The 14200-nt window shown below is 74.1% G+C and carries 13 protein-coding genes; 1 reads left to right on the top strand and 12 read right to left on the bottom strand.

The genetic code is table 11. The annotated features are described in order from the left end of the window. Window positions 1-81 precede the first annotated feature (81 nt). Genes ACFYML_RS07980 through kdgD form a run of 8 tightly spaced genes read right to left on the bottom strand, consistent with a single transcriptional unit; the run spans window position 82 to window position 9307 of the window. Window positions 82-1005 (bottom strand): AEC family transporter, encoded by a 924-nt coding sequence (locus ACFYML_RS07980; protein WP_387419876.1) that lies wholly within the window; start codon window positions 1003-1005, stop codon window positions 82-84. A 28-nt stretch (window positions 1006-1033) separates the two neighbouring features. Then, complete coding sequence (locus ACFYML_RS07975) at window positions 1034-2212, bottom strand: mandelate racemase/muconate lactonizing enzyme family protein (RefSeq protein ID WP_387419875.1); 1179 nt, start codon at window positions 2210-2212, stop codon at window positions 1034-1036. A gap of 2 nt (window positions 2213-2214) precedes the next feature. Next, a complete protein-coding gene (locus ACFYML_RS07970; RefSeq protein ID WP_357434026.1) occupies window positions 2215-3774 on the bottom strand; it encodes a tripartite tricarboxylate transporter permease in 1560 nt (519 codons plus the stop codon). Window positions 3775-3799: 25 nt separating this feature from the next. Further along, window positions 3800-4366 (bottom strand): tripartite tricarboxylate transporter TctB family protein, encoded by a 567-nt coding sequence (locus ACFYML_RS07965; RefSeq protein WP_387419874.1) that lies wholly within the window; start codon window positions 4364-4366, stop codon window positions 3800-3802. A gap of 2 nt (window positions 4367-4368) precedes the next feature. Then, window positions 4369-5379 (bottom strand): tripartite tricarboxylate transporter substrate binding protein, encoded by a 1011-nt coding sequence (locus ACFYML_RS07960; protein ID WP_387419873.1) that lies wholly within the window; start codon window positions 5377-5379, stop codon window positions 4369-4371. Between the two features lie 35 nt (window positions 5380-5414). After that, complete coding sequence (gene gudD / locus ACFYML_RS07955) at window positions 5415-6782, bottom strand: glucarate dehydratase (protein ID WP_387419872.1); 1368 nt, start codon at window positions 6780-6782, stop codon at window positions 5415-5417. Between the two features lie 3 nt (window positions 6783-6785). Continuing rightward, window positions 6786-8387, bottom strand: coding sequence for an aldehyde dehydrogenase (NADP(+)) (locus ACFYML_RS07950; protein ID WP_387419871.1), 1602 nt, complete (start codon window positions 8385-8387; stop codon window positions 6786-6788). Between the two features lie 5 nt (window positions 8388-8392). Next, a complete protein-coding gene (gene kdgD / locus ACFYML_RS07945; protein WP_387419870.1) occupies window positions 8393-9307 on the bottom strand; it encodes a 5-dehydro-4-deoxyglucarate dehydratase in 915 nt (304 codons plus the stop codon). A 116-nt stretch (window positions 9308-9423) separates the two neighbouring features. On the opposite strand from kdgD, the gene ACFYML_RS07940 reads away from it, so the two are divergent. Further along, on the top strand, window positions 9424-10305 hold the full coding sequence (locus ACFYML_RS07940) for a LysR family transcriptional regulator (RefSeq protein ID WP_387419869.1): 882 nt from the start codon (window positions 9424-9426) through the stop codon (window positions 10303-10305). Window positions 10306-10329: 24 nt separating this feature from the next. Here the strand turns inward: ACFYML_RS07940 and rdgB are convergent, their stop codons facing one another. The 4 genes from rdgB to ACFYML_RS07920 all read right to left on the bottom strand — a co-directional run bounded on the left by rdgB (window position 10330) and on the right by ACFYML_RS07920 (window position 14181). After that, window positions 10330-10947, bottom strand: coding sequence for an RdgB/HAM1 family non-canonical purine NTP pyrophosphatase (gene rdgB, locus ACFYML_RS07935; protein WP_073832363.1), 618 nt, complete (start codon window positions 10945-10947; stop codon window positions 10330-10332). Window positions 10948-10999: 52 nt separating this feature from the next. Then, entirely contained in the window at window positions 11000-11725 is a 726-nt protein-coding gene (gene rph, locus ACFYML_RS07930) for a ribonuclease PH (RefSeq protein ID WP_387274079.1), read from the bottom strand. A gap of 159 nt (window positions 11726-11884) precedes the next feature. Next, window positions 11885-13042, bottom strand: a complete 1158-nt coding sequence (locus ACFYML_RS07925; protein ID WP_387419868.1) for a glycosyltransferase — start codon at window positions 13040-13042, stop codon at window positions 11885-11887. Beyond that, entirely contained in the window at window positions 13039-14181 is a 1143-nt protein-coding gene (locus ACFYML_RS07920; protein ID WP_387419867.1) for a glycosyltransferase family 4 protein, read from the bottom strand. The genes ACFYML_RS07925 and ACFYML_RS07920 overlap by 4 nt, the downstream gene beginning before the upstream one ends. Window positions 14182-14200 lie beyond the last annotated feature (19 nt).

Below are 14200 nucleotides of genomic sequence, written 5' to 3'. Positions count from 1 at the left end.
CCGCCGGCCGCCGTGGTGCTCGGGGTCTGCTCTGGCTGGGCTGGCGTTTCCTGGCCCGGTGCGGTGCGGCCGGGCGTGGGCTCAGGTGGCCAGCACCGCCACGCCGATCAGCACGGGCAGCGCCGCCACGGTCGACAGCAGCACCGAGTCCCGGGCCAGGACCGTGCCGCGGCCGTAGTGGGCCGCGTAGACGAAGACGTTCTGCGCGGTGGGCAGTGCGGCGGTGATCGTGCAGGCCAGCACGAGCACGTGCGGCAGGCCCAGCGCGAACCGGGCGACCAGGTAGGCCACCACCGGCTGGGCCACCGCCTTGAGCGCCACCGCGAGCCGTACCTCCGGCCCGGTGTCGCCGGAGCCGGGCACCGGGGCGCCGTGCAGCGACAGGCCGTACGCGAGCAGGGTGGCCGGCACCGCCATCGCGGCGACCAGTTCGACGGGCCGCATGAGCGGCTCCGGCGGGGCCCAGTCGGTGAGACTGACCACCAGGCCCAGGACGCAGGCGATGGTGATCGGGTTGGTGAGCGGTTGGGTGACTGTCGCGAGCAGCGACCGTCGCCGTGGCCCGGTCGCGTTCTCCAGGACCACGAACGCCAGGGGCGCCATCACCACGAGCTGGAACATCAGCACCGGCGCCACGTAGGAGGCGTCACCCAGCACGTACACGGCGATGGGGATGCCGATGTTGGCCGCGTTGACGTACGACGAGGCGAGCGCGCCGATCGTCGTCTCGGCCACCGGCCGGCGCCACCACAGCTTCGCGATCAGCACGAACAGGGTCGCCACGGCGGTCGCGCTGACCACCGTGACGACCAGGACGGACGAGATGACCGCGTGGATGTCGGCCCGGGCCACCGTGGTGAAGAGCAGCGCCGGGGTGGCGACGAGGAACGCCACCCGGGACAGCACGCCGCCCGCCTCCGGGCCGAGCACCCCGCCGCGCCCGAGCAGGTAGCCGACGGCGATCACGGCCACGATGACGGCGAAGCCGTTCAGCACACCCTGCACGTGGGCCTTCCTCCGCCTGCCGGGCCGGTCAGGGCCGCGCGCCGGTCTCCGTCCGGGCCACCGTCCAGGCCTCGGCCTGCTCGCTGAGCGTGACGCCGAGACCGGGCCGGTCCGGGACGACCATCCGGCCGTCCCGCAGCTCCAGCCGCTCGTTGAAGAGCGGCTCCAGCCAGTCGAAGTGTTCCACCCAGGTCTCCCCGGGGTACGCGGCGGACAGGTGCAGGTGGATCTCCATGGCGAAGTGCGGGGCCATCGACAGTCCCCTGTGGTCGGCGAGGGTGGTGATCCGCAGGAACTGGGTGATGCCGCCGACCCGGGGCGCGTCCGGCTGGATGAAGTCCACCGCGTCGGCCTCGATCAGCCGCCAGTGCTCGGCCGGGCTGGTCAGCATCTCCCCGGTGGCGATGGGGGTGTCCAGGGTGGCGGCCAGCCGGGCGTGTCCCTCGACGTCGTACGCGTCCAGCGGCTCCTCGATCCAGACCAGGTTCAGCGGTTCCATGGCCCGGCCGAACCGCTGGGCGGTGCGCCGGTCCCACTGCTGGTTGGCGTCGATCATGAGGGGGAACCGGTCGCCGAGCGTCTCCCGGACGGCGGTCACCCGCTTGAGGTCGGCCGCGGTGTCCGGCTGCCCCACCTTGATCTTGATGCCGCCGATGCCGCCGGCGACCAGCGCCCGGGCGTTGTCCAGCACCTCCTCCAGCGGGCTGGACAGGAAGCCGCCGGAGGTGTTGTAGCAGGGCACCGAGTCGCGGTGGGCGCCGAGCAGCTTGGCCAGCGGCAGGCCGGCCCGCTTCGCCTTGAGGTCCCACAGGGCGATGTCGAGCGCGGCGATCGCCTGGGTGGCCAGGCCGCTGCGGCCGACCGAGGCGCCTGCCCAGACCAGCTTCTGCCACAGCCGGGCGATGTCGTTGGGGTCCTCGCCGACAAGCTCCGGTGCCACCTCGGCGGCGTGGGCGAACAGGCCCCGGCCGCCGGCCCGCTTCGAGTAGCTGAAGCCCAGGCCGTGGTGGCCGTCGGTGGTGACCACGTCGGCGAAGAGGAACGCCACTTCGGTCAGCGGCTTCTGCCGGCCGGTGAGCACCTTGGCGTCGCTGATCGGGGTGCGCAGCGGCAGGTACACCAGGCGCAGGCCGACCCAGGCGATGCGGTCGCCGGAGGCGGCGGGGGACGAAGCGGCGGCCGGGTGCGCCGGGGCGGGAGAGGTCACCATCACTCCTCGGTTCGGGTGGCGGCGACGGCGAGGCCGCCGTCGGGGGTCGGGGTGGTCACCTGGTGCTCGACCTGGGCGGCCTGCCGGCCGCGGACGGCCCGCAGCGCCGGTACGACGACCACGGTCAGCACCAGCAGGGCCACCAGCGCCGCCGAGACGGGACGCTGGACGAAGCCGGTGAAGTCGCCCTCGAAGAGGCGCATCGACCGGCGGAACGACGACTCGAGCAGCTCGCCGAGGACGAACGCCAGCACGAACGGGCCGGGCTCGAAACCGAGCTTCTTCATCCCGTAGCCGACCAGGCCGAGCGCGACCACGAGGAACATGTCGAAGACGTTGTTCCGGATGCTGTAGACGCCGACCATGGTGATCAGCACGGTGAGCGGGGCCAGGATACCGGCCCGTACCCGCAGCAGGCGGACGAAGACACCGATCAGCGGGATGCTCAGCAGCAGCAGGAAGATGTTCCCCACGTACATGGAGTTGACCACGCCCCAGAACACGTCCGGGTGCTCGGTGATGAGCTGCGGCCCGGGCGGGATGCCCTGCAGCAGCAGCGCGCCGAAGAGCACCGCCATGGTCGCGTTCGCCGGTACGCCGAGGGTCAGCAGCGGGATGAAGGACGAGGTCGCGGCGGCGTTGTTGGCGCTCTCCGGGCCGGCGACGCCCTCGATGGCGCCCTTGCCGAACCGGGACGGGTCCTTGGCCGCACGCTTCTCCACGGCGTACGCGACCAGCGAGGACATGGTGGCGCCCCCGCCGGGGAGCACCCCGAGGACGAAGCCGACCACGGAGCCGCGCAGCACGGCCAGCCGGGACCGCAGCCACTCCGGTCGGGTCGGGATCGCCCGCCCGAAGGACAGCACGGCCGGTTGGGGTCGCAGCCGGTGTTCCAGGTTGTAGAGGATCTCCCCCACCCCGAACAGCCCCATGGCGACGATGACGAAGTCGATGCCGTCGGCGAGCTGGTCGCTGCCGAAGGTGAAGCGGGGGGTGCCCACCATCGGGTCCAGGCCCACGGTGGCCAGCAGCAGGCCGACGCCGGCGGCGGCCACGCTCTTGACCAGGGAGCCGCTGCCGAGGGTGGCGACCATGAAGATGCCGATCAGCGCCAGCAGGGTGTATTCGGCCGGTCCGAACTGCAGGGCGAAGTCGGCGACCAGCGGCGCGATGAGGGTGAGCAGGATGATCGAGGCGGTGCCGCCGATGAACGAGCCGATCGCGGCGATGCCCAGCGCCGAACCGGCCCGGCCCTTGCGGGCCATCTGGTAGCCGTCGAGCGCGGAGACCACGGTCGACGCCTCGCCGGGCAGCCGGAGCAGCACCGAGGTGATGGTGCCGCCGTACTGGGCGCCGTAGAAGATGCCGGCCAGGAGGATGACCGCCGCGGCGGGCTCGATGCCGTACGTGACCGGTAGCAGGATGGCGATGGTGGCCGCGGGTCCCAGCCCGGGCAGCACCCCCACCAGCATGCCCAGCGTCACGCCGAGCAGGCAGTAGAGCAGGTTCTGCGGTTCGAACACCACCGCGAACCCGGACAGCACGGGGGTCAGGTCCATGGTGGATCTCCTCTCTGGCGGAGGGTCAGATGACGATCAGGTGGGGCAGCGGCACCCCGAGCGCGGTGATGAAGAGCCCGTACAGGACGGCCGTCGTGAGCACCGACACCAGCGCGGTGGTGCGCCACCCCTCGCGCCCGAAGAACCGCAGCCAGAGCACCAGCACCAGCACGGTGGGGATCTCGAAGCCGACGAGCTCGAACAGGAACGCGTAGAGGGCGAGACTGGCGGCGCCGACGAGCACCACGCCGGTGCCCCGGGTGAACGCCTCGGTGTCCGTCGTCCCGCGGGCGCGCAGCACCAGGGCCACCCCGCTGACCAGCAGCAGCACCGCGACGATCGTCGGCCACAGGCCCGGGCCGGGCTCGGTCAGCGTGCCGAGCCCCAGCCCGTGGGCCAGCCAGAGGGTGACCAGCCCGAGCAGCACCGGCACCGCGCCCGCCACGGTGGCGAGGACCGGGCCGCCCGGGGAGATCTCCTCCCCGGGCGGCGCGGTCGCGGGCTCCGCGGCCTCCTGCGGTACGCCGGCCGACCCGCCCGGCGACTCCGGCGGTGCGGCGTCGGCCCGGGAGGCCGGTCGGGTGTCGCTCACCGTCATTTCCCGGATCCGAAGGTGAGGCCGAACTTCTTGCTCAGGTCGGCGTACTCCTTGGCGGCGTCGGTCAGGTGCTGGCGCGCCTCCTGGTCGGAAACCTCCCAGCGCTCCATGTAGTTGTCCTTGAGGAACTTGTCGTACGCGGCGTCCTTGCGTGCCTCGGCGAACGAGTCGGTCAGCTTCTTGGCGACCGCGTCCGGCAGGCCGGTGGGCGCGACGATGAAGCGGCGCTGGTCGACCACCACGTCGAAGCCCTTCTCGGGGGCGGTCGGCACGTCGGGCAGGTAGCTGCTGCGCTTCTCGGAGAAGATCGCCAGCGGGCGGAACTTGCCGGCCTTGATCTGCGGCATGGTCTCGGCGAGGGAGCCGGAGAGAACGTCCACCTGCTTGCCGAGCAGGGCGGTCGCGGCCGGCGCGCCCCCGTCGAACGGCACGTCGGTGGCCTTGACGTTGGCCGCCTTGAACAGCAGGGCCTGGGAGAGCTGGGCGCCGGTGCCCACGCCGGTGGTGGCGTACCGGAGGGACGGGGCCTTCAGCAGGTCCTCCAGCGTCTGGTGGGGCGAGGCCGCGTTGACCACGAGGACGTAGTCCTCCTGGGTGAGCGTGGTGAGGATGGTCATCTTGTCCGGCTGGATGGCGGTGGGATCCTGCACGGCCAGCGGGGTGATCGCGAAGAGCGACTTCACCAGTAGGGCGATGTTGTAGCCGTCCGGCGCGGACGCCAGCACCTCCTTGCCGCCGACGGCGCCGTTGGCGCCGGGCTTGTTGGTGACGACCACCGACTGTCCGAGCGGCTTCTCGGCGGCCTTGCCGATGGCCCGGCTGATCAGGTCGCCGCTGCCGCCCGGGGCGAACGGCACGGTGAACTGGACCGCGCGGGTCGGGTAGTTGCTGCCCGCGGCGTCCTTGCCGCCCTGCACGCCGGAGCAGGCGGCGACCGGCAGCACGGCGAGCGCGGCGAGGCCGGCCAGCAGCCGGCGGCGGGACGGGGACGGGAGGGGGGATCTCATGACGACTCCTCGTGCGTGTGTGGGGGTGGTGGGGGTCAGCCCCGGACCAGGCACGGACGTTTGGGGTGGAACGTCCAGTCGGGGATGAGGTAGCGCATCGCCTCGGCGTCGTCGCGGGCGCCGAGGCCGTGTTCCAGGTAGAGCTGGTGGGCCGCCTCGACCCGGTCCAGGTCGAGCTCGACGCCGAGGCCCGGCGCGGTGGGGACGGCGATGGCGCCGTCGGCGATGGTCAGCGGGTTCTTCGTGAGCCGCTGGCCGTCCTGCCAGATCCAGTGGGTGTCGATGGCGGTGATCTCGCCGGGCGCGGCGGCCGCGACGTGGGTGAACATCGCCAGCGACACGTCGAAGTGGTTGTTGGAGTGCGAGCCCCAGGTCAGCCCCCAGGCGTCGCACAGCTGGGCGACGCGCACCGAGCCGGCCATGGTCCAGAAGTGCGGGTCGGCCAGCGGGATGTCGACCGCGTCGGCGCGGATCGCGTGGCCCAGCTCCCGCCAGTCGGTGGCGACCATGTTGGTGGCCGTACGCAGGCCGGTGGCCCGGCGGAACTCGGCGAGCACCTCGCGGGCCGAGAAGACCCCCTCGGCGCCGCACGGGTCCTCGGCGTAGGCGAGCACGTCGCGCAGCTCGCGGCAGAGCGCGACGGCGTCCCGGAGCAGCCAGCCGCCGTTCGGGTCGAGCGTGATCCGGGCGTCCGGGAATCGCCCGGCCAGCGCCCGCACCGCCTCGGCCTCGACCGGGCCGGGCAGCACCCCGCCCTTGAGTTTGAAGTCGCGGAAGCCGTAGCGGGCCCGGGCCGCCTCGGCCAGGGCGACGACGGCCTCCGGGGTCAGCGCCTCCTCGTGCCGCAGCCGCAGCCAGTCGTCGGCCGCGTCCGGCTCGCTCCGGTACGGCAGGTCGGCCCGGTTGCGGTCGCCGACGAAGAACAGGTACCCGAGGGTGGGCACGCTGCTGCGCTGCTGGCCGTCGCCGAGCAGGGCGGCCACCGGCACCGCCAGGTGCTGGCCGAGCAGGTCCAGCAGCGCCGCCTCCAGCGCGGTCACCACGTGCACGGTGGTCCGCAGGTCGTACGTCTGCGCGCCCCGGCCGCCGGCGTCGCGGTCGGCGAAGCGTGCCCGGACGGCGGCCAGCACGCCGTGGTGCTGCCCGACGGGCCGGCCGAGCACCAGGTCCCGGGCATCCTGGAGGGTCTGCGTGATGGCCGGGCCGCCGGGCACCTCGCCGACGCCGAGCCGTCCCTCGCTGTCGGTGAGGAGCACCAGGTTGCGGGTGAAGAAGGGGGCGTGCGCGCCGCTGAGGTTCAGCAGCATGGAGTCGTGCCCGGCGACCGGCACGACCCGCATCCCGGTCACCACGGGGGTGCGGGGCGGGGTCACGGTGGGCACCTCGGCAAGTTCGCTGGTCATGGCTCAGTCCCGTTCCGGATGGCCGTCGACGCGCCGCCACAGCCCCAGCGGATTGTCGTCGGCGAGTTCGGCGGGCAGCAGGTCGGCCGGCGCGTTCTGGTAGCTCACCGGGCGCAGGAAACGGTCGATCGCCAGGGTGCCGACCGAGGTGCTCCGCGGGTCGGAGGTGGCCGGGAAGGGGCCGCCGTGGACGACGGCGTGCCCCACCTCGACCCCGGTGGGCCAGCCGTTGACCAGCACCCGGCCGGCCTTGAGCTCCAGCTCGGCGAGCAACCGGCGGGCCTGCGGGTGGTCGGCGGGGGCCGCGTGCACGGTGGCCGTGAGCTGCCCGTCGAGCCGGTCGACGATCTCCCGCAGCTGGTCGTCGCCGGTCACCCGGACGACCACGGTCACCGCGCCGAAGACCTCCTCACGCAGCGCCGGCTCGGCCAGGAACGTCGCGCCGTCGGTGACCAGCAGACCGGTCCGGCCGGCGCAGGCGATGCCCGCGTCCGCGGCGCCCCGGGCCACGGCGCGTACCCCGTCGAGCGCGGCCAGCCGGTCGACGCCCCGGTCGTACGCGGCGTGGATGCCGGCGGTCAGCATCGGCGCCGCCGGGACGCCCCGGACCGCCTCGGCGGCGGCCGCCACGAACTCGTCGAACCCGTCGCCGTCGGGCAGGAAGACCAGGCCGGGGCTGGTGCAGAGCTGGCCGACGCCGACGGTCACCGAGCCGATCAGGGCGGCACCGAGCTCGGCGCCCCGCTCGGCCAACGCGCCGGGCAGCACGAACACCGGGTTGACGCTGGACATCTCGGCGTACACCGGGATGGGTTCCGGGCGGGCGGCGGCCGCGGCGACCAGGGCCAGCCCGGCGGCGCGGGAGCCGGTGAACCCGACCGCCCGGATCCGGGGGTGGCGGACCAGGGCGGCACCCAGCCCCGGGCCGTCGCCGTACAGCAGGGAGAAGGTGCCCTCGGGCAGGCCGTGTTCGCGTACCGCGGCCTGGACGGCCCGGCCGACCAGCTCGGACGTGCCGGGGTGGGCCTCGTGCGCCTTCACCACCACGGGAGCTCCGGCGGCGAGCGCCGAGGCGGTGTCGCCGCCGGCGACGGAGAAGGCCAGCGGGAAGTTGCTCGCGCCGAAGACCGCGACCGGGCCGAGGGGGACGCGACGCTGCCGCAGGTCCGGTCGGGGCAGCGGGACCCGGTCGGGCTGGGCGGGATCGATCCGGACGTCGAGCCAGTCGCCGTCGCGGACGACCGAGGCGAAGAGCCGGAGCTGGTTGCAGGTACGGGCCCGTTCGGCGAGCACCCGGGCCGCCGGGATGCCGGTCTCGGCCACCACCCGCTCGACCAGGGTGTCGCCGAGCGCCTCGAGGTTGGCGGCGATGCTCTCCAGGAACGCGGCCCGGGTCGCCAGGTCGGCGTGCCGGTAGCCGTCGAACGCGGCCCAGGCGAGTTCGGCGGCGCGGTCGACCTCGGCGGCGCCGCCCAGGCCGTACGCCGGTTCCAGCGTCCGCCCGCTGCGCGGGTCGACGGCCCGGACCTCGCCCTCGTTGCCGTGGACCTCGGCGGAACCGATCAGCATGGCGCCGGTGAGCGGCGTGGTCTCGGTGGTGGTCATGGCGGTCAGCCCAGCTTCTCGATGAGGGTGGCCAGCGCGCCCTGCTCGTCGGCGGTGAGGTCGGTCAGCGGCGGCCGGACCGGGCCGGCGGGGCGGCCGACGACCCGCATCCCGGCCTTGATGATCGAGACCGGGTAGCCGGCCTTGCGGTTCCTGATCTCCAGGTACGGCAGCACGAACTCGTTGAGCCGGGTGTAGACGCCGGCCCGGTCCTGGGCCCGCACGGCGGCGTAGAAGTCCAGCGCGAAGGTGGGGGCGAAGTTGAAGATCGCCGACGAGTAGGTGGTGACGCCCAGCTCCAGGTAGGGCAGGGCGAACGTCTCCGCGGTGGGCAGGCCGCCGATGTAGAGCAGCCGGTCGCCGATCGTGGCGTACAGCCGGGTCATCAGCTCGATGTCGCCGACGCCGTCCTTGAAGCCGATCAGGTTGGGGCAGGTCGCCACCAGCTGCTCCATGGTCGGCACGGTGAACCGGCCGTTGGCCCGGTGGTAGACGACCACGCCCAGCGAGGTGGCCGCACAGACCGCCCGCACGTGGGCGGCGAGGCCGTCCTGGCTCGACTCGGTCAGGTACGGCGGGAAGAGCAGGATGCCGTCGGCGCCGGCCCGCTCGGCGTCGCGGGCCAGGTCGACCGCCTGGGCGGTGCCGAAGCCGGCCGGCGCGATGATCGGCGTCGTGCCGCCGCTGCCCGCCACCGCCGCCCGCACCACCCGGGCGATCTCGTCCGGGGTCAGGGAGAAGAACTCCCCGGTGCCGCCTGCGGCGAACAGCCCCGCCGCCGGGTACGAGGCGAGCCAGCTCAGGTTCTCCCGGTACGCGGCCTCGTCGAACTCCAGCTCGGGGGTGAAGTGGGTGACGGGGAAGGACAGCAATCCGCTCCCCAGCACGCGCTGAAGCTCTTCCGGCGTGTGTCGCGTCATCTCGCTGGACTCCTGTTTCGGGTAGGTGACCAGGAGGTTAAGCACCTCGGGTGATACCGGTCCAACACGAGTTGGGCATTGGCTGATACCTTCCCGGCATCATTGCTGGAGGTGCCATGTTCACCCTCGATCAGCTGCGGGGCTTCGTGGCGGTCGCCGAGGAAGGCCACGTCGGGCGGGCGGCCGCCCGGCTGCGGATGACCCAGCCGCCGCTGAGCCGCCAGATCCAGCGGCTGGAGCGCGCCACCGGGCTGCTGCTGTTCGAGCGGACGTCCACCGGCGTCACCCTCACCCCCGCTGGCCGCGTCTTCCTCGATGAGGCGCGGCGGCTGCTCACCCTGGCCGCCACCGCACCGCTGACCGCGCGCCGGGTCGCCGACGGCACCGCCGGGTCGATCCGGATCGGCTTCACCGCCGTGTCGGCGCTGACCGTGCTCGGGCGCTGGATCGCCACCGCGGCCGAACACCTGCCCGGCGTGGACCTGGTGCTCTCCGAGATGGTCACCCGGGTCCAGCTCGACGCCATCCTCGCCGGCGAGCTGGAGGTGGGACTGGTCCGCGAGGTGCCGCGCAGCGAGCTGCTCGCCTCCCGGCTGGTGCACACCGAGTCGCTGGTGCTGGCGGCGCCCCGCGACCACCCGCTGACCCGGCTCGGCCGCCCGCCCCGGCTCGCCGACGTCGCCGAACACGACGTGGTCACCTACTCGCCCTCGGAGGCGTGGTACTTCTACGAGCTGGTGGTCGCCGCGTTCCACCAGGCCGGCGTCGCCCCCCGGTACGTCCAGCACATCAGCCAGGTGCACACCCTGCTGTCGGTGGTCAACGCCGGCCTGGGGGTGGCCCTGGTGCCGCGCTCGGCGTCCGCGCTGCGACTGGAGAACCTGGCCTTCCTCGACGTGACCGACATCGAGGAGGGCACGGTGAAGCTGCACAGCGTGTGGCGCACCGGCCACCAGAACCCGGCCCTGGCGGCGCTGCTGGCGCGGGTGACCGGCTGACCAGGCACCCGCGCCGACGCTCGGTCAGGCCGCCGGCAGGAGCACCTTGGCGGCCAGCTTGGCCAGCTCGCGCAGCGCCTTGCCACGGTGGCTGACCGCGTCCTTCTCCTCCGGGGTCAGCTCCGCGTTGGTCCGCTCCTGACCGTCGCCCAGGAAGATCGGGTCGTACCCGAAGCCGCCGTCGCCGCGCGGGGCTCGCAGCAGCCGGCCCGACTGCCGGCCGTCGACCAGGTGTTCCTTGCCGCTCGGCAGCACCAGCGCCACCGTGCAGACGAAGGCGGCGCCCCGGTGCTCGTCGGCCAGGTCGGCGATCTGGTCCAGCACCAGCTGGAAGTTGGCCCGGTCGTCGCCGTGCCGGCCGGCCCAGCGGGCGCTGAACACGCCCGGCATGCCGTTGAGCGCGTCCACGGCGAGCCCGGAGTCGTCGGCGATGGTCGGCAGGCCGGTACGCCGGCAGCCCTCCCGCGCCTTGATCAGCGCGTTCTCGCCGAAGGTCAGGCCGGTCTCCGGCAGCTCCGGATACTCCTCGACGTCGTCCAGCCCGAGCAGGGCGATCCGGTGCGCGCCGAGCGCGCCGTCGAGGATCCGTTGGAGCTCGACGAGCTTCTTCCGGTTCCGGGTGGCGAGCAGGACCGTGTTCATGAGAGATCACCTTCGTTCGCGACTGCGGGGCTCGCAAGCTCGCTCCGCGCGCTCACTGGAGCGCCTTCCGCTGCGCGTCGGCCAGTTCCAGGCAGCCCACCACGCCTAGGTCCAGCAGGGCGTCGAGCTGCTCCCGGGCGAAGACGCCGGCCTCGCCCGTCCCCTGCACCTCGACGAAGTCGCCGGTCCCGGTGCAGACCACGTTCATGTCGACCTCGGCGGCCACGTCCTCCTCGTAGCAGAGGTCCAGGCGCGGCTCGCCGGCGATGATGCCGACGCTGACCGCGGCCACCGAGCGGTGCATCACCTTCTCCACCTTGCCGGCCAGCGCCTTGCGTTCGGCCAGCCAGGTCACCGCGTCATGCAGCGCCACGTACGCGCCGGTGATCGCCGCGGTCCGGGTGCCGCCGTCGGCCTGGAGCACGTCGCAGTCGAGCACGATCGAGTTCTCGCCGAGCGCCTTCAGGTCGATGCAGGCCCGCAGGCTGCGGCCGATCAGCCGGGAGATCTCGTGGGTACGCCCGCCGATCTTCCCGCGCACGCTCTCCCGGTCGGAGCGGGTGTTGGTGGCCCGGGGCAGCATCGCGTACTCGGCCGTGACCCAGCCGAGCCCGGAGCCCTTGCGCCAGCGGGGCACCCCCTCGGTCACGCTCGCCGTGCAGAGCACCCGGGTCGCGCCGAACTCGACGAGGACCGAGCCCTCCGGGTGGGTGCTCCAGCCCCGGGTCAGGGTCACCGGTCGGAGTTGGTCGGGCCGCCGCCCGTCAGGTCGCGCCATGCCTGCACCTTATGCGGTGCCGTGATCGAAGCGCTCCGCGGTGTGCCCTCTGCTCGGGCGGGTCGGCGGCCCGCGGCCGCAGCGCGGGCCGGTCGGTTCCGTCCGACCCGGCAGTGGCGGGGGCCCAGCTCGCCGCCGCAACGAGCGGAGCGGCACGGGTCAGGGCGGGCCGGGCGCCTCCGTGGCGGGCTCGGCGGGGACCGGCTCCACGCCGTGCGCGCGGAGGAAACCGGCGACCGCGGCGGGCCAGCCGAACTCCTCGGCCCGACGCCGGGCGGCCGACCGCCGCGCCGCCTCCGGGCGCTGAAGCAGCCGGACGACCGCGGTGGCGATCGCCGACGGGGTGCCGTAGGCGGCCAGCCCGCCCGGCCCGATCACCTCCGGCAGCGCACTGGCCGCGTTGGCCACCACCGGGGTGCCGCTGGCCAGCGCCTCCAGCCCGGCCAGGCCGAAGGTCTCCACTGGACCGGGTGCGAGCACCACGTCCGCGCTGGCCAGCAGCGCGGCGATGGCGGCCCGGTCGGGCAGGAAGCCGGCGAAGTGCACCGGCAGGCCGGCCGCGCGCCGGGCCAGCGTCGCCAACAGCGGCCCGTCGCCGACCATCACCAGCACCGCGGGTACGCCGGCGCGGCGCAGCCGGGCGAGGGCGGCCACCGCCAGCTCGGGGCGTTTCTCCACCGACAGCCGGGCGCAGTGCACCAGCAGCACCTCGGTGTGGTCGGCGTACCGCTCGCGCAGCACCGGGTCGGCGCGGTCGGGGTGGAACGTGGTCAGGTCGACCCCGAGCGGCACCAGGTCGACGGGCGGGCCGGCGAGCCGGTCGAACTCCTCCGCCGCCCAGCGGGTGGTGCAGACCACCCGGTCGTAGTGGTGCAGGGTCTCCCGGTTGAGCCGGTCGGCGACCCGCCGGGCCGCGGCGCCCGGCACCCGCCATTGCCCGAGCAGCCCGGTCAGGCTCTCGTGCGAGACCATCACCGACGGCACGCCGTGCGCCCGGGCCCACCGGCCGGTCCAGCGCAGGGTGCTCCGGTCGGAGACCTCCAGCCGGTCGGGCGCCAGGTCGGCGAGCACCCCGGCCAGCCGGCGCCGGTCGGTCAGCAGCCGGTACCCGCCGCTGCCCGGCAGCACCGGCCCCGGCACCGTGACCACGCGGCCCCACGGCTGCCGGGTGTCGCCGTACCGCTCGCCGGGGATCACCAGCACCGGTTCGTGGCCCGCGGCCAGGTAGCCCTCGCCGAGGTGCCGCAGGGCGGTACGCAGCCCGCCGGAGCGGCCGGTCACGAAGTTGGCCACCCGGACGATGCGTACCCCGCTCACCCGGGGGCCCGGAGGCCGGCGAGCGGCGCGCTGGCGACGGCGGCCTGGTAGTGCCCGACCAGCTCGTCCCCGACGGCGCTCCAGCTGCGGCGGCTGACCGCCGCCCGGGCGGCGGTGCCGTACCGGGTCCGACGGTCGGGGTCGGCGACCAGTTCGGCCACGGCGGCGGCGAGCGCGTCCCCGTCGTCGGGCGGGACCAGCAGCCCGGTCACGCCGGACTCGACCAGGTCGACCGGGCCACCGCTGGCCGGCGCCACCACCGGCACCCCGCTGGCGGCGGCCTCCTGCAGCGTCTGCCCGAACGTCTCGTGCGGGCCGGTGTGGACGAACACGTCGAGGCTGGCGTAGAGGCGGGCCAGCGCCTCCCCGTGCTGCACGCCGAGGAACCGCACCCCGGGCAGGGCGCGTTCGAGCTGCCGGCGGGCCGGGCCGTCGCCGGCCACCACGACCCGTACGCCGGGCAGCCGGGCCGTCGCCGCGAGCAGTTCCACCCGCTTCTCGGGGGCGAGGCGGCCCACGTAGCCGACGAGGAGTTCGCCGCCGGGCGCCAGGGCCCGGCGCAGCGGGTCGCTGCGCCAGGTCGGGTGGAACAGGTCGGCGTCCACGCCCCGCCGCCAGAGCCAGATCCGCTGGATTCCGTTGGCGATCAGGTCGGCGGCGGCGCGGGTCGAAGGCGCGAGGTTGCGCTGCGCGCAGTTGTGGATCTCGCGGAGCCGGCGCCAGGCCGCGGCCTCACCCCAGCCGACCCGGTACGCACGGGCGTAGGAGGCCACGTCGGTCTGGTAGACGGCGACGACGGGCAGGTCGTGCCGGACGGCCAGGGTCGCCCCCGCCGCGCCGAGGACGAACGGGCTGGCGAGGTGGACGACGTCCGGCCGGTGACCGAGCAGGGCGGCGGCCAGCCGGGCGGTCGGTACGCCGAGCCGGAAGCCCTGGTAGCGCGGCAGCGGCAGGCTGGGGATCCGCACCACGGGGTAGGGGTGCGGTGCGGTGGGCCGGTGCCGGCCCCGGGCCGGCGCGGGCGCGATGACGAGCGGCTCGTGTCCCCGCGCCACGAGGTGTTCGGCGGTCCGGACGACGGAGTTCGCCACGCCGTTGACGTCCGGCGGGAACGACTCGGTCACGATGGCGATCCGCATGGCCCGAGGGTGCGGGCCG

Origin of the sequence: Micromonospora sp. NPDC007230, from assembly GCF_042869115.1 — a bacterium.
GTDB lineage: Bacteria > Actinomycetota > Actinomycetes > Mycobacteriales > Micromonosporaceae > Micromonospora.
Note: the sequence above shows the minus strand (reverse complement) of the source record. Positions and strands in the feature narration are given on the sequence as shown.

Coding starts and splice junctions, on each gene's coding strand:
- ACFYML_RS07970 (WP_357434026.1), bottom strand. CDS start 3,774: ATGGACCTGACCCCCGTGCTGTCCGGGTTCGCGGTGGTGTTCGAACCG.
- ACFYML_RS07960 (WP_387419873.1), bottom strand. CDS start 5,379: ATGAGATCCCCCCTCCCGTCCCCGTCCCGCCGCCGGCTGCTGGCCGGC.
- gudD (WP_387419872.1), bottom strand. CDS start 6,782: ATGACCAGCGAACTTGCCGAGGTGCCCACCGTGACCCCGCCCCGCACC.
- ACFYML_RS07950 (WP_387419871.1), bottom strand. CDS start 8,387: ATGACCACCACCGAGACCACGCCGCTCACCGGCGCCATGCTGATCGGT.
- kdgD (WP_387419870.1), bottom strand. CDS start 9,307: ATGACGCGACACACGCCGGAAGAGCTTCAGCGCGTGCTGGGGAGCGGA.
- ACFYML_RS07940 (WP_387419869.1), top strand. CDS start 9,424: ATGTTCACCCTCGATCAGCTGCGGGGCTTCGTGGCGGTCGCCGAGGAA.
- rdgB (WP_073832363.1), bottom strand. CDS start 10,947: ATGAACACGGTCCTGCTCGCCACCCGGAACCGGAAGAAGCTCGTCGAG.
- rph (WP_387274079.1), bottom strand. CDS start 11,725: ATGGCGCGACCTGACGGGCGGCGGCCCGACCAACTCCGACCGGTGACC.
- ACFYML_RS07920 (WP_387419867.1), bottom strand. CDS start 14,181: ATGCGGATCGCCATCGTGACCGAGTCGTTCCCGCCGGACGTCAACGGC.